The 21,259-nt window shown below is 71.4% G+C and carries 19 protein-coding genes; 8 read left to right on the plus strand and 11 right to left on the minus strand.

Annotation, left to right across the window (positions count from 1 at the left end):
• The first annotated feature begins 4 nt into the window (after positions 1–4).
• A complete protein-coding gene (locus tag L3078_RS23415; protein WP_239755915.1) occupies positions 5–670 on the plus strand; it encodes a GOLPH3/VPS74 family protein in 666 nt (221 codons plus the stop codon).
• A gap of 237 nt (positions 671–907) precedes the next feature.
• On the opposite strand, the gene L3078_RS23420 is transcribed toward L3078_RS23415, so the two are convergent.
• The 3 genes from L3078_RS23420 to L3078_RS23430 all read right to left on the minus strand — a co-directional run bounded on the left by L3078_RS23420 (position 908) and on the right by L3078_RS23430 (position 2,512).
• Positions 908–1,096, minus strand: a complete 189-nt coding sequence (locus L3078_RS23420) for a hypothetical protein (RefSeq protein ID WP_239755916.1) — start codon at positions 1,094–1,096, stop codon at positions 908–910.
• On the minus strand, positions 1,093–1,821 hold the full coding sequence (locus L3078_RS23425; RefSeq protein ID WP_239755917.1) for a hypothetical protein: 729 nt from the start codon (positions 1,819–1,821) through the stop codon (positions 1,093–1,095). Before L3078_RS23425 ends, L3078_RS23420 begins: the two co-directional genes overlap by 4 nt.
• 103 nt (positions 1,822–1,924) lie before the next feature.
• Entirely contained in the window at positions 1,925–2,512 is a 588-nt protein-coding gene (locus L3078_RS23430) for a pathogenesis-related family 1 protein (protein ID WP_275593164.1), read from the minus strand.
• 324 nt (positions 2,513–2,836) lie between these two features.
• On the opposite strand from L3078_RS23430, the gene L3078_RS23440 reads away from it, so the two are divergent.
• From L3078_RS23440 to L3078_RS23450, 3 genes are read left to right on the plus strand one after another with little or no spacing between them, the layout of a single operon-like run.
• Entirely contained in the window at positions 2,837–3,445 is a 609-nt protein-coding gene (locus L3078_RS23440) for a DUF4956 domain-containing protein (protein WP_239755918.1), read from the plus strand.
• Complete coding sequence (locus L3078_RS23445; RefSeq protein WP_239755919.1) at positions 3,442–4,236, plus strand: polyphosphate polymerase domain-containing protein; 795 nt, start codon at positions 3,442–3,444, stop codon at positions 4,234–4,236. Before L3078_RS23440 ends, L3078_RS23445 begins: the two co-directional genes overlap by 4 nt.
• Positions 4,233–6,167, plus strand: coding sequence for a carbohydrate-binding domain-containing protein (locus tag L3078_RS23450; protein ID WP_239755920.1), 1,935 nt, complete (start codon positions 4,233–4,235; stop codon positions 6,165–6,167). Before L3078_RS23445 ends, L3078_RS23450 begins: the two co-directional genes overlap by 4 nt.
• Before the next feature lie 54 nt (positions 6,168–6,221).
• Here L3078_RS23450 and L3078_RS23455 read toward each other — a convergent pair whose 3' ends face one another.
• Positions 6,222–7,076 carry a CAP domain-containing protein gene (locus tag L3078_RS23455; RefSeq protein ID WP_239755921.1) on the minus strand — a complete coding sequence of 285 codons (855 nt, stop codon included), beginning with the start codon at positions 7,074–7,076 and terminating at the stop codon, positions 6,222–6,224.
• Positions 7,077–7,560: 484 nt separating this feature from the next.
• On the opposite strand from L3078_RS23455, the gene L3078_RS23460 reads away from it, so the two are divergent.
• From L3078_RS23460 to L3078_RS23470, 3 genes are all read left to right on the plus strand, one after another.
• Positions 7,561–7,914 carry a cupin domain-containing protein gene (locus tag L3078_RS23460; protein WP_239755922.1) on the plus strand — a complete coding sequence of 118 codons (354 nt, stop codon included), beginning with the start codon at positions 7,561–7,563 and terminating at the stop codon, positions 7,912–7,914.
• Between the two features lie 168 nt (positions 7,915–8,082).
• On the plus strand, positions 8,083–8,871 hold the full coding sequence (locus L3078_RS44625) for a collagen-like domain-containing protein (protein WP_275593165.1): 789 nt from the start codon (positions 8,083–8,085) through the stop codon (positions 8,869–8,871).
• 204 nt (positions 8,872–9,075) lie between these two features.
• On the plus strand, positions 9,076–10,428 hold the full coding sequence (locus L3078_RS23470) for a pectate lyase family protein (protein WP_239755923.1): 1,353 nt from the start codon (positions 9,076–9,078) through the stop codon (positions 10,426–10,428).
• Positions 10,429–10,547: 119 nt separating this feature from the next.
• Here the strand turns inward: L3078_RS23470 and L3078_RS23475 are convergent, their stop codons facing one another.
• The 5 genes from L3078_RS23475 to L3078_RS23495 form a co-directional block, all read right to left on the minus strand.
• Positions 10,548–10,811 (minus strand): hypothetical protein, encoded by a 264-nt coding sequence (locus tag L3078_RS23475; protein ID WP_420864094.1) that lies wholly within the window; start codon positions 10,809–10,811, stop codon positions 10,548–10,550.
• A gap of 511 nt (positions 10,812–11,322) precedes the next feature.
• On the minus strand, positions 11,323–11,838 hold the full coding sequence (locus L3078_RS23480; RefSeq protein WP_239755924.1) for a hypothetical protein: 516 nt from the start codon (positions 11,836–11,838) through the stop codon (positions 11,323–11,325).
• A gap of 111 nt (positions 11,839–11,949) precedes the next feature.
• Positions 11,950–12,315 carry a PH domain-containing protein gene (locus L3078_RS23485; protein ID WP_239755925.1) on the minus strand — a complete coding sequence of 122 codons (366 nt, stop codon included), beginning with the start codon at positions 12,313–12,315 and terminating at the stop codon, positions 11,950–11,952.
• Between the two features lie 58 nt (positions 12,316–12,373).
• Positions 12,374–14,104, minus strand: coding sequence for a methionine--tRNA ligase (gene metG, locus L3078_RS23490; protein WP_239755926.1), 1,731 nt, complete (start codon positions 14,102–14,104; stop codon positions 12,374–12,376).
• Positions 14,105–14,246: 142 nt separating this feature from the next.
• Positions 14,247–16,409, minus strand: a complete 2,163-nt coding sequence (locus L3078_RS23495; RefSeq protein ID WP_239755927.1) for a VWA domain-containing protein — start codon at positions 16,407–16,409, stop codon at positions 14,247–14,249.
• 253 nt (positions 16,410–16,662) lie between these two features.
• On the opposite strand from L3078_RS23495, the gene L3078_RS23500 reads away from it, so the two are divergent.
• Positions 16,663–18,744 carry a PhoX family protein gene (locus tag L3078_RS23500; RefSeq protein ID WP_239755928.1) on the plus strand — a complete coding sequence of 694 codons (2,082 nt, stop codon included), beginning with the start codon at positions 16,663–16,665 and terminating at the stop codon, positions 18,742–18,744.
• A gap of 91 nt (positions 18,745–18,835) precedes the next feature.
• Here L3078_RS23500 and L3078_RS23505 read toward each other — a convergent pair whose 3' ends face one another.
• Positions 18,836–19,054: a hypothetical protein gene (locus L3078_RS23505; RefSeq protein WP_239755929.1), complete on the minus strand. Its 219-nt coding sequence runs from the start codon at positions 19,052–19,054 to the stop codon at positions 18,836–18,838.
• 141 nt (positions 19,055–19,195) lie between these two features.
• On the minus strand, positions 19,196–21,166 hold the full coding sequence (locus tag L3078_RS23510) for an FUSC family protein (RefSeq protein WP_239755930.1): 1,971 nt from the start codon (positions 21,164–21,166) through the stop codon (positions 19,196–19,198).
• Between the last annotated feature and the right edge of the window lie 93 nt (positions 21,167–21,259).

Below are 21,259 nucleotides of genomic sequence, written 5' to 3' on the forward strand. Positions count from 1 at the left end.
GACCATGTCGATCGATTCCGCTGCCGCCTCTACGCCTGTCCCCACGACCCTCGGGGAGGAGATTCTCCTCCTCTCGCTCGACGACACCACGGGTGAGGCGCGGCTTCCCTTGCGGACGCCCTACGCGATCGCGGCGGCGGCCCTGCTGGAGCGGGCGCTGTCCGGGGCGGGCGACGCGGTCGACGGGGCCGAGGGAGCCGGCGGTTCGGGTGAGGGGGCCCTGCCGGACGACATCGGGAAGTGGCTCCACGAGCACAGAACAGCGGAGTACGAGGCCGCTCTGCGGGGTGTCCTGGACAAGGGGTTGATCCGGAAGGAGAAGCGCCGGGTCCTGCTCGTCTTCCGCACCACGCGTTATCCGGAGGCCGACGGCACGGTGGAGTCCGCCCTGCGTGGGCGTCTGGCGGAGGTGGTGCTGGAAGGTGCCGAGCCGGACCCCCGCACCGCCGCCCTGATCAGCCTCCTGCACCACGGTGAACTGCAGACCCTCGCCTTCCCGGACGCCGACTCCGAGGACTCCCCGGCCCGGCGGCGCATGGCGGAGATCGCCGACCGCCACTGGGCCGACCCCGCCCTCCGCCGGATGGCCGAGACCGCGGCGGCCACGGCGGCGGCCCTCACGGCGGCGGCGATGGTGACGACGGTCGTGGTGATCACGGCGGTGACCTGAGGCCGGGGTCGGCTTCAGGGCCGGGGTCGCGTTCGGCGCCGGGGCGGCCATCCGTGGTCCGAAGGAGGAGAGCGAGCTGCCGGCATCCTGCCCGGGGCCGAGGTCGGGGCAGAGGTGGCGGGCGGGGTCGAAGCCGGGTTCGGGGCCGGGGTCGGGGCGGCCGTCCTGTGATCCGAGGGCGGCGAGCGAGCTGAGCTGCCGGCGTCCTGCCCGGCGGGGTCGAAGCCGGGGGCGGGGCTAGCGTTTCAGAGTTCGGTAGCGCTTCAAAAGGGAGCCCAGGCGGTTCGGGTCCTTCTCGCCGTTCAGTTCGGTGAGGAGGTCGTCCGGGCAGTGTTCGTAGAGGTCGCCCCACCAGCCGCGGCGGCGGTTGTCGTAGATGCGGTAGCCGCCGGGGACGCCCCGGGCGACGTACCGTCTCCTGCTCACTCGGGTTCCTCCTCCGGTGGGGACGCCAACGCCTCCTCCTCCAGAAGGCGTTCCGCGATGTCGTCGGCCCAGCTCTGGGCCCAGCGACGCACACCCAGGATGGCCTCCCCGTCCAGGCCGTGGCGAGCGAATTCCCGGTCGTCGAGCCACTCGGTGCCCTCCAGCCGGGACTGGAGGTCGGCTAGGTCGAAGGCCGTGGACGTGGCGGAGGTATGGCGGCGGGCCAGCTCCTCCAGTTCGACGGCGGTCCACTGCGCGGTGGCCGCGTGCACGGCGATCAGGTCGCGGGCCGTGCCCCGGTCGGCCACCGCCCGGACCTTCGTGCCGACCACGTCCTCCAGGGAGAGGGTGAGGCCGAGAGGCGTCTCCACCGGCGGGTGCCAGAGGGTCTCCTTCAGGAGGTCCAGGGTGCGTTCCTCCGCCGTGGTGGGGTCGGTGACGACGAGACGGGCGGAGAGCGGGGTCGTCTCCACTGGGCGCACCAGCCAGCCGCGTTCCGCCAGACCCGCCCGGACCGTGGCCGCGATCCGCTCCATCGGCGCCGGGTGTTCCGTCGCCGTCTCCAGATCCCGGCCGGGCGGCCGCGCCTCGACCAGACCGTGCGCCTGCGCCGCGTGATCACCGGTGAGAGCGAGGCCGTAGGGGGCGCCGACGGCCAGCACGTCGTCGAGGAGATGGCGCAGCTGCTCGGGGAGGTCGCGAAGCTGCTCGGGGAGATCACTCACGCGCGGGCCTCGTGCAGAGGTGGGAGTGGGGGCGGCGGGGGTGGGGGTGGGGCCATGAGGGGATTATCACGGCCCCCGCGGACTTTCCCTGGTCTTTCCCCGGTCAGTACGGCCGTCGGCCCACCCAGTTCCCCGGCGGGTCGAAGTTGGCCACGACGTAGGTCCAGCCGTTCCCGCACCTCGCCTTGGCCGCGCCGACCCGGGTCGAGGCGCGCCAGACCAGCTGGGTGTAGTGGAGGCATTCCCGGTCGTTGACGCAGGAGTTGGAGGGGCGGTCGTAGTCGGACTTCTCGTCGAGCCACAGGCGGGCCGCGTCCGCCAGCGAGTAGCGGGGGCTGGACCCCTTGGCCAGGTTCTCGCCGTACCGGCTGTTCGAGTGGACGAGCTCGCAGTCGGCGACCCGCAGCCTCGCCCAGGAACGGGCCTGCGCGGCGACGGACTCGTCCCAGACCAGCGGAGGGACGCCGACGTCCGCCCGTGCCTGGTTGACGACCGCCAGAAAGCCTCTGACCTCCGGCTTCGACGCGGCCGACACCGACCCGGCACCGGTCACCCCCGCTGCCGTCGCCGTAGCCGTGACCGTCTCCACGACCGTGGGCCGGGGGCCGGCTGCCTGAGCCGCCCCCGGAGCGAGCGCCAGCGTCGCCGCCGCGGTCGCCGCGGCCACCGTCCGCGCCCTGTCCCGTCGCACCACTCGTGCCTCCTTCTGCTCCGCATCTCCAACTGCGCCAACTGCCTTACTGGCGCAGCTACTTGTAGGGCAGCGCGAGGACAGGCCGGGGGCCAGGGGATCTTCTGCCACCCCATCGGGGGAATCGGAGCACGTCCGGGTTTCGGAAGCCATTGCACCGTGACCTGCGGGCGGGCGCCCCTCGAGAGGGTCTGTTCGGAGGGAGCGAGCGGGGGAACACCACTGGGCGCCCGGGTTCACCCGCCGTTGGCCGGTGGAACTTCTCAAGTTCAGTTAAGGGAAGGCAAAGGGTGCTCAAAGGTCGACCCCCGATTGTCTTTTGACATGGACCAGACCCTTCTCGTGGTCGCCGATCTGGCCGCCATCTCCGTGCTGACCTTCGCGGTCTACTTCCCGCGCCACCACCGCCGGGACCTCATCGCCGCCTTCCTCGGCGTCAACGTCGGTGTGCTCGCGGTGGCGATGACGCTCAGCTCGTCGTCGGTCGGCATCGGCCTCGGCATGGGGCTGTTCGGCGTCCTGTCGATCATCCGGCTGCGGTCCAACGAGATCGCCCAGCACGAGATCGCGTACTACTTCTCCGCGCTCGCCCTCGGCCTGCTGGCCGGGCTGCCCGAGCAGGTCAACGCCCTGTCGATGCTGCTCATGGCACTGATCGTCGCCACGATGTACGTCGGCGACCACCCCCGGCTGTTCGGCCGCTACCGGCAGCGCAGTCTGCGCCTCGACGCCGCCTACACCGACGAGGACGCCCTGCGCGCCCACCTCGAAGTCCTGCTGGGCGGGCGGGTGGTGAACCTCTCCGTGCAGAACGTCGACCTGGTCAACGACATGACCCTGGTCGACGTCCGGTACGTCGTCACCGGCGGGGGCCCGCGCGCACCGCGAGAGGCCGGCGGCCGGGTCGAGCGGGCCGAGGGGGTCCGGGCATGACGGCCCTGGACTCCGTCGCCCCCGTGGTCGGGGCGCTGCGCCCCATCGGCCTCGACGAACTCGTCGACCGCGCCGAGCTGCTGACCCGACTGGACCGCAAGTACATGCTGCCCCTCACCGACCTGCCCTTCGTGGTCGGCGGACTGGAGGAGGACGTACAGGTCCTGGAGGTCGACGGCGCGCGGCGGTTCGCGTACCGGTCCGTGTACTTCGACACCCCGGACATGGCCGGCTATCTGGCCGCCGCCCACCGCCGCCGACGCCGCTTCAAGCTGCGGATACGGACCTACCTCGCCTCCGGGCAGCACTTCCTGGAGGTCAAGACGCGCGGTCCGCGCGGCACCACCGTCAAGCAGCGGGTCCCGTACGACGGGGAGCCGGGGCGGCTGGGTCCCGAGGCGCGGGCGTACGTCGACGACGTGCTCCGCGCGGCGGGCATCGACTCCCACGGCTTCCGCCTGGTCCCGGCGTTGACCACCCGCTACCTGCGCACCACCCTCTTCCTGCCGGGCAGCGGCAGCCGGGTCACCGTCGACACCGACCTGACCTGGGCGTTGCCCGACGGGACCGAGCTGCGCACCCCCGAGCGGACCATCGTCGAGACCAAGGCGGGCCGCGCCGGATCGAGCGCGGACCGGCTGCTGTGGTCGCTCAGGCACCGGCCCTGCCCGGTCTCCAAGTACGGCACCGGGCTCGCCGCGCTGCGGCCCGACCTGCCCGCCAACCGTTGGCTGCCCGTCCTGCGGCGCCACTTCCCCACCGCACCGACACCGAACGGGAGCCCCGCATGAACATCCGTAGGAACACGTGGAGCACGTGGAGCACGTGGAGCACGTGGAGCGCAGGGAACGCCCGCAACGGGACGAACGCGAGGAACTCGTGGACCGCCTGGCGCAGAAGGGCACGCGGGCTGCGTACGAAGTCCGCGGGCGCCCTCGCCTCCGTCGTCCTCGCGGCCGCCGCGCTGGCCGGGTGCTCCGCCGGGAGCGACTCCGGCTCGGCGTCGTCCGACTCCTCGACGAGCGCGAGCGCGGCGGCCGCCGTGGACGGCACCCGGAACGCGGCGGCCGTCCTCGCCGACAACGAGGAGACGCACGCCGAGGACGGCGACACCGCGTACGGGGAGGCGGACGAGGCGGCGGCTGTCGCCATCGAACTGAAGGGCGACTCGGCCTCCGCCGACGGCAAGGGCGTGGACGTCGACGGGTCCACCGTCACCATCACCGCCGCCGGGACCTATGTGCTGAGCGGATCCCTCGACGACGGGCAGATCGTCGTCACCGCCCCCGAGGCGACCGTGAAGCTGGTCCTCGACGGCGTCGACATCTCCAGCTCCTCCGGGGCGGCCATCGCCGCGACCGAGGCCGAACGGCTGGTCGTCGTCCTCGCGGACGGCAGCGAGAACAAGCTGAGCGACACCGACTCCTACGCCGACGACGCCGAGGCGAACGCCGCCCTGTACAGCGCGGGCGACCTGACGATCGGCGGCGACGGCTCGCTGACCGTGCGGGGGAACGGCAACGACGCCATCGCCGGCAAGGACGGTCTGGTCGTCGAGGGCGGGAACATCACCGTCGAGGCCGCCGACGACGGCATCCGGGGCAAGGACTACCTGGTGGTGAACGGCGGCACGGTCACCGTGACGGCGAAGGGCGACGGGCTGAAGTCCGACAACGCGGACGAGGAGGACGCCGGTTACCTCGTCGTCGACGGCGGCACGGTCACCGTCACCGCGAACGGTGACGCCGTGGACGCCGCGACCGACCTCGTCGTCACCGGCGGCGAGCTGACGGTGAAGGCCGACGCCTCCGACGACACCTCGGCGCACGGTCTGAAGTCGGGGGTGATCACCGTGCTGGAGGGCGGCACGGTCGACGTGGACGCCTCCGCCGACGCGCTGCACGGCGACGCGGCCGTCCACCTCAACGGCGCCGAGGTCACCCTCGCGGCCGGCGACGACGGCGTCCACGCCGAGGGCGACCTGGTCATCAGCGGGGGCACCCTGGACATCACCGGCTCCAACGAGGGCCTGGAGGGCAAGGACATCCTGGTCAGGGGCGGCACGTCGAACGTCACGTCCGACGACGACGGGGTCAACGCGTCGGGCAGCGAGGCGACGTCCGAGGAGGACGCGGACGCGCGGGGCGGCCGGGGCGGTGGCATGGAGGTCGGCGACTACACCGCCAAGGTCACCGGCGGCACGCTCGTCCTCGACTCCCAGGGCGACGGCTTCGACTCCAACGGCACCGCCGAGATCACGGGCGGCACGATCGTCGTCAACGGCCCCGAGACGGGCGGCAACGGGGCGCTCGACGTCAACGGCAGCTTCACCGTCAGCGGCGGCACGCTGCTCGCGGCCGGCAGCGCGGGCATGGTCGTCGCGCCGGACGAGGAGTCGGACCAGGGCTGGCTGTCGGCGACCCTGGACGCGTCGGTCGAGGCGGGCACCACCCTGCACGTCGTCGACGCGGACGGCGAGGTCGTGGCGTCGTACGTCACCTCGAAGACCATCCAGAACGTCGTGTACTCGGGCGCCGGGATCGAGAGCGGCGAGGAGTACACCGTGTACGCCGGCGGCTCCACCTCCGGCTCGGACACCGGTGGCCTGGCCGGCTCCGGCGCGCTCGGCTCGGCGGAGAAGATCGCCACGGTCACCGCGGGTGAGGCCCCGGAGGGCGGCTTCGGGGGCGGTCCGGGCGGGGGCGGCGACCGAGGACAGTAGCGGCACCGCCGGATGATCCGGTCGTCGGGACGGTGCCGCTCCCGTGCTCGGTGACTACGCGGGTGTCCCGAAGTTCTGGGTCCAGTAGTTGCCCGGCTGGGCCAGGCCGATGCCGATCTCCTTGAAACCGCAGTTGAGGATGTTCGCCTTGTGGCCGGGGCTGTTCATCCAGCCGTCCATGACGCTCTCGGCGGTGCCGTACCCGGCGGCGACGTTCTCGCCCGCCGAACGGAACGCGTACCCGACACGGCGGAGCCGCTCACTCATGTCCGAGCCGTCGGAGCCGGTGTGGGACATGTTCCGGTGGTCGGCCATGTCCTGGCTGTGGTCCTGGGCGGCCTTGGTCAGCTTGGCGTCCACGGTCACCGGCGAGCAACCGGCCTTCTGGCGTTCGGCGTTGACCAGGCTCAGCACCTGAGCGGTGGGACCGGAGGCCGCGGTGCCGGCGGAGGTCGCGGGAGCGCGTTCGGCCTGGGTGGCCTTCGGGGCGCTCGGCGGCGGTGTGGTCCTGGCCGGGGTGTCGGCGGCCTCGGGGGTGGACTTGGGCTTCGGCTTGGCGGACTTGGAGGGCGACGCGCTCGCCTTGGCCTTGGAACGCGACGGACTCGGGGAGCTCTCCGGAGTGTCCGGGGCGCTCTCGACGGAGGGCGTCGCGGACGCGGAGGGTGTGCGCGACGGCGTGGCCGGAGCCGGCTCCCGCTTCTCCCCTCCCCACCAGGAGGAGGCCACGTTGCCCCAGTCGCCCAGCCCGACCCCGCCGGCCCACGCGGCCGTGGGGATGCCCACGGCGCCCACGGCCACCACGAACGCGGTGGCGACGGCTATCTTCCGGCGCGTCGTCCTGGGCTGCCGCGCCGCCGACCGTTTCGTCCTACGGCGGTGACTGTTCGTTCGTCTCGTGCGTGTCATACGTGGCCTCACTGAATGGTCCGACTTCGACGCAATCGACCCCTTGGCAGGCCGTGGCCCTGGTGAGCCCGGTCATTATGGGGACCCCTCGCCGCACCGGGCAACGAACACGTGTGCTGGCCCCGAAGCGCTCCGACGAGACCTCCCGAGGGGGTCGGGGCGCACGCGCCCGGCGGATCGCCGCGTGCCCCCGAGTGCCCGAACCCGCCCTGGGAGCAGGCAGAAAGCCGTTGCGCCGACGGCGTCGGAGCGGGAGTCGTCGCTCCGGACGATCAGTTGGATTCGCCGTCTGTGCGGCAAATGCCGGATGAGGCTTCGAGCGGCGCCATTTGTCGCTTTGCTGAAACGGATTGATCGGTTCCAACGTGTGCGATTCGGTCGTGACGCATGTCACCCCGATTCGAGGTGTGTGCGTGAGGGGCGCAGACTGGATGGAGAAGCGGAGATCGCACAGACCCCGCGGTGATCCGGTCGTGGAGGAATCATGACGGCAGTCACGCGGACGGAAGCCCCCGTGGTGATCGAGGGCGACGGTCTTGAGGTACGCCTCCAGGAGCTCGGCGGTGGTATGTCCGTCGCCTTCATCAAGCTCCCCCAGGGCACGGACATGGCCCCGGCGCTCAAGGGCCTCCCCGACGACTTGTGCCAGTGCCCCCACTGGGGCCAAGTCGTCAGCGGTCGGCTGAGGATGCGCACCAAGGAGGGCGAGGACCACTACGAGGCGGGGCAGGCCTACTACTGGTCCCCCGGCCACGCACCCGAAGCCCTGGAGGACGTCGAGCTCGTCGAGTTCTCTCCGACGAAGGAGTTCCAGGAGGTGATGGACCACATCCAGTAGCCCACGATTCGCCCGTGTGTACGCGGCCAACGGCGTAACGGTGTTGGGCTGATCCGTTAATCATGCCGCTGGGGCCTCAAGGCGCTGCCTCCTCGGTCCGATGCCGTCCAGGGAAGCCTCGACTCGCTTCCGGACATCGTCGAACTGAATTGGATCAAGGAGCAGTGCATGAGTTCTGAACCCAGGAGACGGGCCCGGTTGGGCCCGTTCCCGGTGCGTGGTGCCCGGCTGGCCGGCAGCACCCTCGCCCTCGCCACCTTCGCCCTCCTCGTCACCGGCGCCGCGAACCCCGCCGCCGCGACGCCGCGTGCCGCCGGCACGGAGGCGGGCACCGCCTCGCTCACGGGCGCGCCGGCGGGTGACCCCTGCCGCAAGCCGAAGCCGAAGCCGCACCCCAAGGCCGAGGTCGGGGCCGAGACGGGCAGTGCCGGCCACCTCGACAAGTGCAAGGTCGGCCCGACGGGTCCGACGGGGCCGGCGGGTCCGGCCGGGCCCACCGGACCGACCGGACCGAAGGGCGACCCTGGTGTGCAGGGACCTCGGGGTGAGACCGGACCTCGGGGTGAGACGGGACCTCGGGGTGATACAGGGCCTCAGGGTGACCCCGGGCCGTGCTCCGACATCGACAGCTACCTCCCCTCGAACTCGGAGGAGTTCACCGCCGTGCTCACCGGCGGGCGGGCGTACGTGGGGCAGCGGTCGGTCAACCCGTTGCCGCCGGGTGCCTACGTGTGGGAAGACCTCACGGACAACGACCTGCCCCCTGGTGTGGCCGTCAATTTCCCCGCGACCGCCTGCGCCATCTCCATCTCGTCCCAGGGCAACGACACCTGGGTCAAGGTGGTGACCACGGCGGGCGCCATCTGGGAGACGCACGGCGACACGAATGGCAACGCCTTCGTGTGGGACGAGGGCTGGAGCCCTCTGGCAGCGCTGCCGCTCCCGCCGAACCCGTAAAGCCTCAGGCACCCCAGGGGCCCCGTCCCTGAACGGCGGCCGTCGCTCGCACAGGGCGGCCGCCAACTCCTGTCAAGATTCCTGGAATCGGGGCGGCAACCTTTCAAAACCCTGCGACCACACATGAGTCGGAACCCCCTTCACGAGGGTTCCACACGAACCACGTGTTCTCCCGAACCACGTACGTTACGTAAGGACTCATCCGTGGCCTCTGCCTCCCCGCGCCCGTCCCACCGCCGGTCCCTCCGCAAGCGGCGCACCCTCGTGGTCTCCGCCGCAGCCGTGGCCGCCGCGGTCGGCGCCGGCGTCCTCGTGATGAACGCCAACGCCAGCCCCACCGACCTGTACCACCAGGTGCTGCCCGCCAAGGACGGCTGGGCGGCGTCCGGCTCCGGCACGACCGGCGGCGCGAAGGCCGACGCGGCGCACACCTTCACGGTGTCGACGCGGGCGCAACTGGTGAAGGCGCTCGGCTCCGCCACCGACACCACGCCCCGCATCATCAAGATCAAGGGCACGATCGACGCCAACACCAACGACTCCGGCAAGAAGCTGACCTGCGCGGACTACGCCGCCGGCACCGGCTACTCGCTCTCCGCGTACCTCAAGGCGTTCGACCCCGCGAAGTACGGCAAGAAGGTCCCGTCGGGCACCCAGGAGACCGCCCGCAAGGCCGCTCAGGACAAGCAGAAGAAGAACATCGTCCTCCGGGTGCCGTCCAACACCACCATCGTGGGCGTCCCCGGCACCAAGGCCGGCATCCTCGGCGGCAGCGTCCTGGTCCAGAACGTCAAGAACGTCATCATCCGCAACCTGACCTTCGCGGACACCCAGGACTGCTTCCCGCAGTGGGACCCGACCGACGGCTCGGCCGGCGAGTGGAACTCCAACTACGACTCCGTCACGCTGCGCGGCGCGACCAACGTCTGGGCGGACCACAACACGTTCACCGACGCGCCGACCTTCGACAAGACCGAGGCGACCCACTTCGGCCGCAAGTACCAGGTGCACGACGGCGCGTTGGACATCACCAACGGCTCCGACCTGGTGACCGTCGAGCGCAACCAGTTCCTCAACCACGACAAGACGATGCTGATCGGCTCCAGCGACACCGACAGCACGGGCAAGCTGCGCGTGACGATCCACCACAACCTGTGGAAGGGCATCGTGCAGCGGGCGCCCCTGGCCCGCATCGGCCAGATCCACCTCTACAACAACGTGTACGACACCGCCACGGTCAACGGCTACGCGCCCAAGTACAGCATCGACTCGCGCGCCAAGGCCCAGGTCGTCGCCGAGCGCAACGTCTGGAAGATTCCCGCCGACGCGAAGGTCGCCAAGCTGCTGAGCGGCGACGGCACGGGTTCGCTCGCGGGCACCGGCAACATCGTCAACGGCAAGGCCACGGACATCGTCGCCGCGTACAACGCCGCGAGCTCCAAGAAGCTGAAGACGACGGTCAACTGGACCCCGGCCCTCACCGCCGGCCTCCAGACCACGGTCACCAACCTGCTGACCGACCTGACCGGCACGACGGGCGCGGGCACGCTCTCCTGACAGCCCCCTGTACGTGACGCCGCCCGGCCGTCCTTCTCCGACGGCCGGGCGACGTCACCGTGCCCGCGGCACGGGGGTCCGCGGGCACGCCTCACGCAGGGGCCGGCCGACCGGGTCGTTCACAGGCCGCGATGAAGCCCGTCGGCCGAGCCTCCGGGTCTCAGAACCCCATGCTGCGGTACGGCCGGGAGAGCGCGGCGCAGGTAGCCGTGGGTCTCCAGTTCGCGCAGGGCGGCGGCGATACGGGCCGGGCTCTCCGGGAAGCGGTCGGTGAGCGTCCTGATGTCGACGCGGGCGCCGGTGGGGAGCGACTGGATGTGACCGGCGAGCCCGATGGCCGGCGCGGACAGCTGCGGGTGCTGGGCGAGGTGGTTGCCGACCACCGTGAAGCGGGTGGAGTGGCGGGAGTTGTCATGGATGACGCCACCCGCGTGGACGTTCCGGCGGGGGTGGTTTTTGCCCGTGGGACGGGTCAGCTCCTACTACCTCGGTGGTCAGGCCCTCGCAGTGGGATTGCCGTCCCGGCGGGGGCCGTCGCATGTCTGCGGTGGTGCGGCTGCCGCGGTGGTGCGGTGAATGCGGTGCCGCGCTGAGCGTAGAGCAGGCAACCCGTCCCGAAGCCAGTCGAGTTGGTGATGTTCACTCGCCCGAGTGAGCGTGCGCCGTGGGCGGGAGGGGTGGGGCTTGGTGAGGTCTCTTTCCCCCTCGAGTTTCTTTGGGAGAGCGCCCAGAGCACCGGAGTTCGTATTTCTGAGCGCCGGCGGGAGACCGGTCTTCCGAGCTGCCACGGCGGTGCAGGTGCGGTACAGCGGACTCGTCCAGGCGGCAGCGCGCACGGCCGGTAGTCCGGGCCCCGTAGGGATCCCCTGTGCAGGGACATCTGACTACCGCCGACTACTGACCGTTTTCGGCCCGGCGCAGGATGTCGCGTTCCCGGCCGGTCTGGGTGTCGAGAGAGTCCTCGTGGTCGATGACGATGGTGTCGTCGGCATCCTGGGCCCGAAGTTGTGCCCCGTAGGCGTCGGTCGCCCTCACCAGAAGAGCGTCCTGGTGTTCCGCGGGCCAGCTCTGGAGCAGATAGGACTCCACGGCCTCGTCCACGACTGCCTGGTCGACAGCCGTGTCCCTGCCACGCGCGTGGACGCGCAGTCGGTACGGACCCGGCCCCTGGAATGCCAGCGAGGGCAGGTCCACGGGGTCATCCATGGGAGGAGCCACGAATGCTTCCCCGGAAGGGGAGCGCCATGAGATCTCGGCGATCTCTTCCCAGTCGGCGGCGGGCTCGGGCTTCTGGGCATGAAGCTCGACCGTCACCCGGACGTCGCCGGTGTGGATCCCGGTCGACACCTCGATGGCGCCGTCGGTGGCGGCCACGAGCCCGTTGTGGGACATGTCGAGGTCGTCGGCCACAGGCCCTTCCGGATCAGTGATCTGAAAGAGGTGATACTCGGTGTGCACCAGAGCTGTTCGGGCACCCCGCACAAGCCGCTCCACCTGTCCCGCTCACTCCTCCCGGTGGTCCTACCGGGCCACGAACTGGGTGAGGATCGCCTGGACCTCGTAGATGTCCACGCCCTTGGTGAAGGTTTTTTCGATGGGTTCGTGGGTGCCGGAGAGCCAGATCTTCAGTTCGGCGTCGAGGTCGAAGTGGCCCGCCGTCTCGACCGCGAAGTGCGTGATGCTGCGGTACGGGACGGAGTGGTACTCGACCTTCTTGCCGGTGAGCCCCTGCTTGTCGATCAGGATCAGCCGGCGGTCGGTGAACAGGATGGTGTCGCGGATCAGCAGGAACGCGGCGTGGACCTGCTCCCCGTGACCCAGCAGACGTCCGTAGTCCTGCTGGGCCTTGCCGGGATTGACGGTGTGCGCGTTTCCGAACAGTGCCATGCACACACAGACGCACACCCGGACATACGGGTTGCTTCCTCGCGGGGCGGCTTGGCGGTTACGCCGGTTCGCCGCCGAAGCGCTCCTTGTAGGCCTCCAGGTCGTCCTCCGTCAGCTTGGCGAAGAGGACCGGGGGGACGGTGAAGGGGGTGCCGGCGGGGACGGAGGACAGGGTCCTGGCCTCGTCGGGCGTGACCCAGGTCGCCGTGTCGTCCTTGAGGGTGAACGCGGCGCGCATCGCGGCCGAGGACGCCGGGATGAACGGCTCGGAGACCACCGAGTAGAGGTGGATGAGGTTCATCGCGGTGCGCAGGGTGAGGGCCGCGCCGTCCTGGTCGGTCTTGATCTCCAGCCAGGGGGCCTTCTCCTCCAGGTAGGAGTTGCCCGCCGACCACAGCGCGCGCAGGGCCGCGGCCGCCTTGCGGAACTGGAGGGACTCCATGTGGCCCTCGTACTCGGCGAGCAGTTCGGCGATCTGTTCGCCGAGCTTCGCCTCCGCCTCGCCGGGGGCGCTGCCCGCCGGGACCTCCTCGCCGAACCGCTTCTGCGAGAAGGACAGCACGCGGTTGACGAAGTTGCCGAGGGTGTCGGCGAGGTCCTTGTTGACCGTGGCGGTGAAGTGCTCCCAGGTGAAGGACGAGTCGTCCGACTCGGGGGCGTTGGCGATGAGGAAGTACCGCCAGTAGTCCGCCGGGAGGATCTCCAGCGCCTGGTCGGTGAAGACGCCGCGCTTCTGCGAGGTCGAGAACTTACCGCCGTAGTACGTCAGCCAGTTGAAGGACTTGACGTAGTCGACCTTCTTCCACGGCTCACGGATGCCCAGCTCGGTCGCCGGGAACATCACGGTGTGGAAGGGGACGTTGTCCTTCGCCATGAACTGCGTGTACCGGACGGGGTGGTCGCCGCCGTCGGCGTCGTACCACCAGGACTTCCAGTCCCGGGTCTCGCCGTCCGGGGCGGCGTCCGACCACTCCTTCGTCGCGCCGATGTACTCGATCGGGGCGTCGAACCAGACGTAGAAGACCTTGCCCTCGGCCGCCAGCTCGGGCCAGGTGTCGGCCGGGACCGGGACGCCCCAGTCCAGGTCACGGGTGATGGCGCGGTCGTGCAGGCCCTCGTTCAGCCACTTGCGGGCGATGGAGGACGACAGGTGCGGCCACTCCTCCTCGTGCGCCGCGACCCACGCCTCGACCTCGTGCTGCAGCTTGGACTGCAGGAGGAAGAGGTGCTTGGTCTCGCGGACCTCCAGGTCCGTGGAGCCGGAGATGGCGCTGCGCGGGTCGATCAGGTCGGTCGGGTCCAGGACGCGGGTGCAGTTCTCGCACTGGTCGCCGCGGGCCTTGTCGTAGCCGCAGTGCGGGCAGGTGCCCTCGACGTAGCGGTCCGGGAGGAAACGGCCGTCGGTCGGGGAGTACACCTGGCGGATCGCCCGCTCCTCGATGAAGCCGTTCTCCTTCAGGCGGCGGGCGAAGTGCTGGGTGATCTCCACGTTCTGCGGGGAGGAGCTGCGGCCGAAGTAGTCGAAGGCCAGGGCGAAGCCGTCGTAGACGGCCTTCTGCGCGTCGTGCGCCTGGGCGCAGAACGTGTCCACCGGGAGGCCCTGCTCCTTCGCGGCCAGCTCGGCCGGGGTGCCGTGCTCGTCCGTCGCGCAGATGTAGAGGACGTCGTGACCGCGCTGGCGCAGGTAGCGGGAGTACACGTCCGCCGGGAGCATGGACCCCACCATGTTGCCCAGGTGCTTGATCCCGTTGATGTACGGAAGGGCGCTGGTGATGAGGTGTCGAGCCATCGGGGGATGCTCCCAGGTCGGTCGATTTCGTGAGTCTTGAAATCCTAGCCGACATGGGTGTGCCGCCCGCCTCCCGTTTTGACGGGTGGGAAGCGGGCGGCACGGGGTGGTGCGGGGTGGGGTGGGGTGGCGGTACGGGGGGTTACGGGCGCCAGCCGGCCAGGATGCCCTCGTAGACCTCGGCGTCCGTCAGCTCGCGCGGGGTCTCGCCCGCCAGGAAGTGGGACGTGTTGTCCGTCTTCAGCTTGCGGAGGTAGTCGAAGGCCTTGTTCTCCGGGTCGCCGAACGCGAAGAACGCGAAGTGGACGGCCGGGTGGTTCTTCGCGGCGTCCGCGAGCGCCTGGTTCGCCGGGGTCTTGGCGTCCGGGGCGCCGTCGGTCTGGAAGACGACGAGGGCGGGGGTGCCGGGTGCCGCCTTCTGGTGCTGGGCGAGGACCTCCTCGACGGCCACGTGGTAGCTGGTACGGCCCATGCGGCCGAGGCCGGCGTGCAGGTCGTCGACCTTGTTCTCGAACGCGTCGAGGGTGAGCTCGCCGGTGCCGTCCAGTTCCGTGGAGAAGAAGACGACGGGGACGGTGGGGGGCTGCTCGGGGTCGAGGTGGGCGGCGAGGGCGAGGGTCTGCTCGCCGAGGGCCTGGGCGGAGCCGTCCTTGTAGTAGCCGCGCATCGAGGCGGACCTGTCGAGGACGAGGTAGACCTTGGCCCGGGCGGGGGTGAGGTTCTGCTTGGCGAGTACGGCTTGGGCGGCGGCGTATGCGGTGCGGAGCCCTCCGGGGATGGGGGCGGCGGGTACGGCCTCGGCTGCGCCTTCGGCCCCGTCCGTCTTCCCACCCGCACCACCCGTGCCGCTTTCGTCGTCGGCCGCGGGTGCCACCTGTGGGGCACCGTCGCCGTCGGCGGCTTCGGCTTCGGGGGTGGTTTCAGGGGTGGCTTCGGGGGTGGCTTCATCGGCCACGACGACCAGATCCGGGGCCTTGGAGGGTTCGTCGGCGACCGGTTCGGGGGTCGGCTCGGGGGTCGGCTCGGGGGTGGCCTGCGGCTCCGAGGCGGCCTCGGGCTCCGGGGTGGCTTCGGGCTCCGGGGTGGCTTCGGGTTCCGGGGTCGCGGCCGGTTCAGACGTGGCTTCCGGTTCGGCGGCGGCGGCCGGGTCCGGGGTGGGTTCCGGCTCGGTGACAGCCTCCGGGGCCGGGGTGACCTCGGGTTCCGGGGACGCCTCGGGCTCCGGCGCGGCCTCAGCGGCAGCCTTCGGCTCCGGCTCGGCCTCCGCTACGGGCTCATCGGCAGCCACCTCGGCGGCCTCGGGCTCCGGCTCGGCGTCCTGCGTCGCCACGGGCTCGGTGTCCGCAGCCACGGGCTCGGCGTCCGCCTCCGGCTCCGGGGTCGCCGCCTCAGGCTCGGCCTCGGCCACCGGCTCCGGCGCGGCTTCGGCGACCGGCGTGGCGGGCTTCTCGTCGGCGGGGGCCTTCGCGTCGGCCTCAGCTGGCACCTCGGCCTCAGCGGCAGCGGTGGGTTCCGCCTCGGCCTCAGCGGCAGCGGTGGGCTCAGGGTCGGCGACCGGCGCGGGCTCGACGACTGTCTCCGGCTCGGCCTCGGCCACCGGCGCAGCAGCCTCCACCTCATCGGCAGCCTCGACGGCCGCCGTCGCCTCGGCCTTGTCGGCGGCCCCAACCGCGGCCTCGGCGGGCGCCTCGGTCTCAGCGACCGGCTCGGCCTGGCCCACCGGCGTCTCCGCCTTGGTCTCCACCTCGGCTTTGGCCTCGGCCTCGGCCTCGGCGGGGGCCTCGGTCTCGGCGATGGGCGACTTAGCCTCGTCCTCGGCCACGGGCGTCTCAGCCTCAGCCTCGGCGACCGGCGTCTCGACCTTCGCCTCGGTTTCGGCGACTGACGTCTCCGCCTTGACCTCGGTCTTCTCCTCGGCAGCCGCTGCCGGCTCCGCCGCCGGAGCCTCCTCCTTCGGCCTGCCCTCAGCTTCAGCCTCAGCCCCATCCCCAGCCTCAGCTTCAGCCTTCGGCTCGGTCGTCGGCTCCGGCGTTCTCTCGGGGGTCTCGCTGGGGCGCGGTTTCGGGACCGTCACGTTGTCGAAGGCCGCCGAGACGAGCTCGTCGGCGACGGAGGAGGTCGCGGGCTCCGTCGCCGGGGCCGGGACCCTCGGCTCGGCGGCGACCGGCTGCGGCGCGGCCCCCTCGGCCGCCGCCGCGGAGGTGTCCTCCGGGGCGGAATCCCGCTCCGCCTCCTGCGAAGGAACCGTGTCGCGCCCCTTGCGTGAGCGGCTGAACGCATTCCGCAGGAGAGAGAGAATGCCCATGTGCGCAACCCTTCGGGTGAGTTGTAGCCCGTCAATCCCTGGCCAGGACGGACACGTAAGGTTAGCGGCCGGGCGTGGCGATCTTGGGGTGGGGCGGGGGCCTTTCACTAACCCCGCCGCCCCGCGCTGTCAACACCGCCTCAACTGCCGCAGGTTCACTCCCTGTTCACCTTCCGTCCCCGTTCTCGAACACACGCCCCCCTAGCGTCGCGCTCACACCAAAAAGGCACATAAGAGCATCGAGGAGCGCGCTGTGCGCAAGCTGCTGCCCATGATCGGCTCGCATCCCGGCGGCCGTTCCGCCCTGACCTGTCGCTTCCGCTGTGGCGACGCCTGCTTCCACGAGGTGCCGAACACCAGCACCAACGAGTACGTGGGCGACGTCATCGCGAGCGCGCTCAGCCGTCGCTCGGTGATGCGGGCCGCCGCGGTCGTCTCCGTGGCGGGCGCGGCCGCTTCGGCCGTCTCGCTCGGCACCGCCCGGCCCGCCGCCGCGGCCACGTCGGCGGACGCCGCGGGGTCGGCCGGAGCCGCCGGGTCCAAGACCCGGCCCAAGGCCGCCCGCGGTCTGCGCTACACGTCCGTCGCGCCGAACACCGCCGACGCCGTGACCGTCCCCGACGGGTACAAGCAGAACGTCGTCATCCGCTGGGGCGAGCCCATCCTGCGCGGCGCCCCCGCCTTCGACCCGGAGAAGCAGACGGCCAAGGCCCAGGCCGGCCAGTTCGGGTACAACTGCGACTTCCTCGCCCTGCTCCCCCTCCCGGGTGAGCGCGGCCGACAGCTGCTCGTCGCGAACCACGAGTACACCGACGAGGTGCTCATGTTCCGCGGCTACGACGCCGCCAACCCGACCCGCGACCAGGTCGAGGTCGCCTGGGCCGCGCACGGGCTGTCCGCCGTCGTGGTCGAGGAGGACCGGCGCACCGGCAAGCTCACCGCCGTGCCCCGCCACCACCTCAACCGCCGGGTCACGGCGACGAGCGAGTTCCGGCTCACCGGCCCCGCCGCCGGTTCCGACCTGCTCAAGACCTCCGCCGACCCGACCGGCCGCAAGGTCTTCGGCACGCTCAACAACTGCTCCGGCGGCACCACCCCCTGGGGCACCACGCTGCACGGCGAGGAGAACTTCAACCAGTACTTCGCCAACAGCAGCCGGCCCACCGACAAGCGGTACGGCATCGGCACCGGCGCCACCGAGCGCAAGTGGGAGCGGTTCGACAAGCGGTTCGACGTGGCCCAGGAGCCGAACGAGCCGCACCGCTTCGGGTACGTCGTGGAGTTCGACCCGTACGACCCGACCTCCACCCCGCGCAAGCACACCGCCCTCGGCCGCTTCAAGCACGAGGCCGCGACCATCCGGCTCACCGCCGACGGCCGTCCCGTCGTCTACTCCGGTGACGACGAGCGCTTCGACTACTTCTACAAGTTCGTCAGCAGCAAGCGGATGAAGAAGGGGTCGAGCCGCGCCGTCCGCGAGCACAACCTCTCGCTCCTCGACGAGGGCACCCTCTACGTCGCCAAGCTCACCGGCGACTCCCCCGCCATCGAGATCGACGGCACGGGCAAGCTGCCGGCCGACGGTGAGTTCGACGGCAGCGGTGAGTGGATCCCGCTGGCCACCGCCACCGCCAAGGGCGCCGTCTCCCACGTGGACGGCATGACCGCCGACGAGGTCTTCGTCTTCACCCGGCTCGCCGGTGACAAGGTCGGCGCCACCAAGATGGACCGGCCCGAGGACATCGAGCCCAACCCGGTCACCGGCAAGGTCTACGTCGCCCTCACCAACAACTCCAACCGCGGTGTCGGCTCCAACCCCAAGGCGGACGAGGCCAACCCGCGCAACGCCAACAAGCACGGCCAGGTCCTCGAGCTCACCGAGCGCTGGAACCGGCCCGAGAGCACCAAGTTCGCCTGGCTGCTCTTCCTCGTCGCGGGCGACCCGAACGACCCGGCGACCTACTTCGCCGGCTTCCCGAAGGACGACGTCTCCCCGATCTCCTGCCCGGACAACGTCGCCTTCGACCGGTACGGCAACCTGTGGATCTCCACCGACGGCGCCCAGCTCGGCTCGCACGACGGACTGTTCGGCGTGGCGACCAAGGGGGACCGCCGTGGTGAGCTGAAGCAGTTCCTCACCGTCCCGAGCGGTGCCGAGACCTGCGGCCCGATCATCCAGGACCGCCGTGTCCTGGTCGCCGTCCAGCACCCGGGCGAGCTCGACGGCGCGACCGTCGAGAACCCGAAGAGCACCTGGCCCGACGGACCGGGCACGTACGTCCGCCCGGCGGTCGTCGCGGTCTGGCGCGCGGACGGCTGCGACATCGGCGTCTGAACCGACGGGTGATCATCCGTCCGGGCACATGAATGCGGGCCGCCCTCCTGTCGGGGAGGGCGGCCCGCACGTTTCCGCGCCGGGGCGTTACTCAGGGGGCGAGGCAGCTCACGGCCGGGGCGCCGGCCGGGTCGAGCAGCGCGGCGGGGTCGACGAGGGCGGTCGGGTCGGCTGCCAGCTCCGTCACGGCGGCGGGCGTCTCGGCGAGACACGTGACGGTCCCGACCGGGTCCGGGACCGCGTGGGCGGCCGGGGCAAGGGCACCGGCGAGGGCGAGGGTTCCGAGCAGGACGGTCGCGGTGCGACGCATGAAAAATCCCCTTATAGGTAGGGCGGTTGAACAGGATTGATCATGTCTGCTTTTCGGCTGCGAATTCGCCCTCAGTCACCCGTGCGGGGATGACGTAACGATTCGGCGCCCTGCGCCGGGTTGACCTGAGGAACTCGTGGCTCAGCGGGCAGAGGTGATCGTCCGGGCCGCCGCCACCTCCTGGCGGAGCGGTTCCAGCACGCTGCCCGGCGGCCCGCTGAGGTCGGTGCGGACCTCGTAGAGGGTCTCGGTCTTCCGTAGCCCGTCCGCCAACTCCCGTAGCTGTAGGGCGACTTGGTCGACCTCGGCGGCGGACGGCGGTTCCGCGCCCTGCTTGATCCGGACGCGGGCGGCCGTCGTCGCGTCCACGATCCGCTCGACCGCCACGACCAGGGGCCACCAGGCGGCGGCGCGGCGGCCGACGGGCGGCGGTTCGGTCAGGGCCCGCTGGAACTCCGTACGGATGGTGGAGAGGTCGCGGTAGAGGCGGCGGCGGGTCCGGGCCCGGTCGGCGGGGTCCGCCGGGTTCGCCCCGAAGGCGCGTTCGACGTACGCGGCCGTGTCGGCGACGGCGTCCGCGAGCCGGTCGCCGACCCGGGCGTGCCAGCTCTCCGGCCAGAGCAGATAGCCCGCGACCAGGGCGATCGCGCAGCCCATGAGGGAGTCGACGAGACGGGGGACGAGCAGATCGGCGCCCTGGTGGTTGAGGGTGTCCGAGAGCAGCAGGATCACCGGGGTGATGGCGGCCGTCTGATAGCCGTAGCCCCGGGGCGTGAAGACGGGGATGAGCGGGGCGAGGAGCAGCATCACCGGTACGTCCCACCAGCCGCGCGGCACCTCCGTGAGGATCGCGGCCGCGACCACCAGCCCCACGACCGTGCCGAGCGCCCGCAGCAGCGCCCGCGAGAACACCGACCCGAAGTCCGGCTTCAGGACGAAGGTGATGGTCAGCGCCACCCAGTACGAGCGCGGCACCGGCACGAGCGACACCAGGGCCTGCGCGATGCCGATGCACAGCGCGAGGCGCAGACCGTAGCGCCAGGAGGTGCCGGAGAGGGCCACGTTCCGGGCGACCCGGAGGGCGCGTACGCCCAGCGGCGCGGGGCGGCCCGCCCGGTCGCCGGCCTTCTTCAGCGCGTCCGGCGACTTCTCGCCGGCGACGTCGGCGGCGTGCCGCAGCGCCTGGTCGACCGCCCGCCCGATCTCGCTCCCGGGCTCCGGCAGCCGCAGCCCCAGCGGCCCCGAGTACCCCGTCTCCACGGCCTCCGCGAGATGCCGTACGGCCACCGGGATCTCCGCGGGCAGCGGCCGGCCGGACAGCCGTACCGCCGGGGCGGCCTCCACCAGCGGGGTGACCGCGTTCAACTGGGCCAGCAGGCGTACGAGTTCGGGGCTGCGGCCGTGGTGGCGGGCGCGGCGGGCGAGGACCAGGTCGTAGGACTGGTTGAGGGACTGGGTGACGAGCCGCCGGGCTTCGTCGTACGTGTCCGTGGCGCCGGCCGGGGTGTCCAGGGCGTCCCCGGTCGTCGTCGCGAGGAGGTCCGCGACCTTGCGGTAGGTGTCGGCGACCGCGGCCCGTTCCGGCACGCCCGCCCGCAGCGGCCACGCGAGCAGGGCCAGGACGAGGACGAGGAAGCCGCCGCCGGTCATCAGCAGCGGGGCCAGCCACCACGGGCCCGGCATCGGCAGCCCCGCGCCGATGACCGAGTTGAGCAGCAGGAGGAGCCCCGATACGGAGGCCACGGCGCCGATCGACGAGATCATCCCGGAGACCAGCGCGACCCCGGTGAGGGCCCCGACGGTGACCCAGCCCTGCCCGTACACCAGCGAACCGAGGGTGATGCCCACGGCGGCGAACAGCTGGGGGATCGCGATGTTCAGCAGCCGCATCCGGTACGCGGCCGCCGTGTCGCTGATGACGCCCGAGAGGGCGCCCATGGAGGCGAGGGCGCCGTACTCGGGCCGGCCGGCGGCGAGGCCGAGCACGAGCGGCAGCGTCAGCGCGATCGCCGCGCGCGCCACGGCCGGCCGGTTGAGCGGCGCGGGCTGCGGCCGGAGGTTCCGCACCAGCCAGTCGGGCGGGGCGAGGCCGATGGGGAGCGTGCGGGGCATGCGCCCATTATGGCCGGGGGTGATCGGGGGTTCCGGGGGGTGTTTGTGCCCCTTTCGCCAGGACCTTCGCCAGGACCTTCGTCAGGACTTTCG

The sequence above is a fragment of the Streptomyces deccanensis genome (assembly GCF_022385335.1).
Taxonomy (GTDB): Bacteria; Actinomycetota; Actinomycetes; order Streptomycetales; family Streptomycetaceae; genus Streptomyces; species Streptomyces deccanensis.

Bases quoted from the DNA above. Each gene is read 5' to 3' on its own strand.
- L3078_RS23445 (WP_239755919.1), top strand. From the start codon at position 3,442: ATGACGGCCCTGGACTCCGTCGCCCCCGTGGTCGGGGCGCTGCGCCCC.
- L3078_RS23495 (WP_239755927.1), bottom strand. From the start codon at position 16,409: ATGGGCATTCTCTCTCTCCTGCGGAATGCGTTCAGCCGCTCACGCAAG.
- L3078_RS44625 (WP_275593165.1), top strand. From the start codon at position 8,083: ATGAGTTCTGAACCCAGGAGACGGGCCCGGTTGGGCCCGTTCCCGGTG.
- L3078_RS23485 (WP_239755925.1), bottom strand. From the start codon at position 12,315: ATGGCACTGTTCGGAAACGCGCACACCGTCAATCCCGGCAAGGCCCAG.
- L3078_RS23415 (WP_239755915.1), top strand. From the start codon at position 5: ATGTCGATCGATTCCGCTGCCGCCTCTACGCCTGTCCCCACGACCCTC.
- L3078_RS23440 (WP_239755918.1), top strand. From the start codon at position 2,837: ATGGACCAGACCCTTCTCGTGGTCGCCGATCTGGCCGCCATCTCCGTG.
- metG (WP_239755926.1), bottom strand. From the start codon at position 14,104: ATGGCTCGACACCTCATCACCAGCGCCCTTCCGTACATCAACGGGATC.
- L3078_RS23460 (WP_239755922.1), top strand. From the start codon at position 7,561: ATGACGGCAGTCACGCGGACGGAAGCCCCCGTGGTGATCGAGGGCGAC.
- L3078_RS23450 (WP_239755920.1), top strand. From the start codon at position 4,233: ATGAACATCCGTAGGAACACGTGGAGCACGTGGAGCACGTGGAGCACG.
- L3078_RS23510 (WP_239755930.1), bottom strand. From the start codon at position 21,166: ATGCCCCGCACGCTCCCCATCGGCCTCGCCCCGCCCGACTGGCTGGTG.
- L3078_RS23455 (WP_239755921.1), bottom strand. From the start codon at position 7,076: ATGACACGCACGAGACGAACGAACAGTCACCGCCGTAGGACGAAACGG.
- L3078_RS23505 (WP_239755929.1), bottom strand. From the start codon at position 19,054: ATGCGTCGCACCGCGACCGTCCTGCTCGGAACCCTCGCCCTCGCCGGT.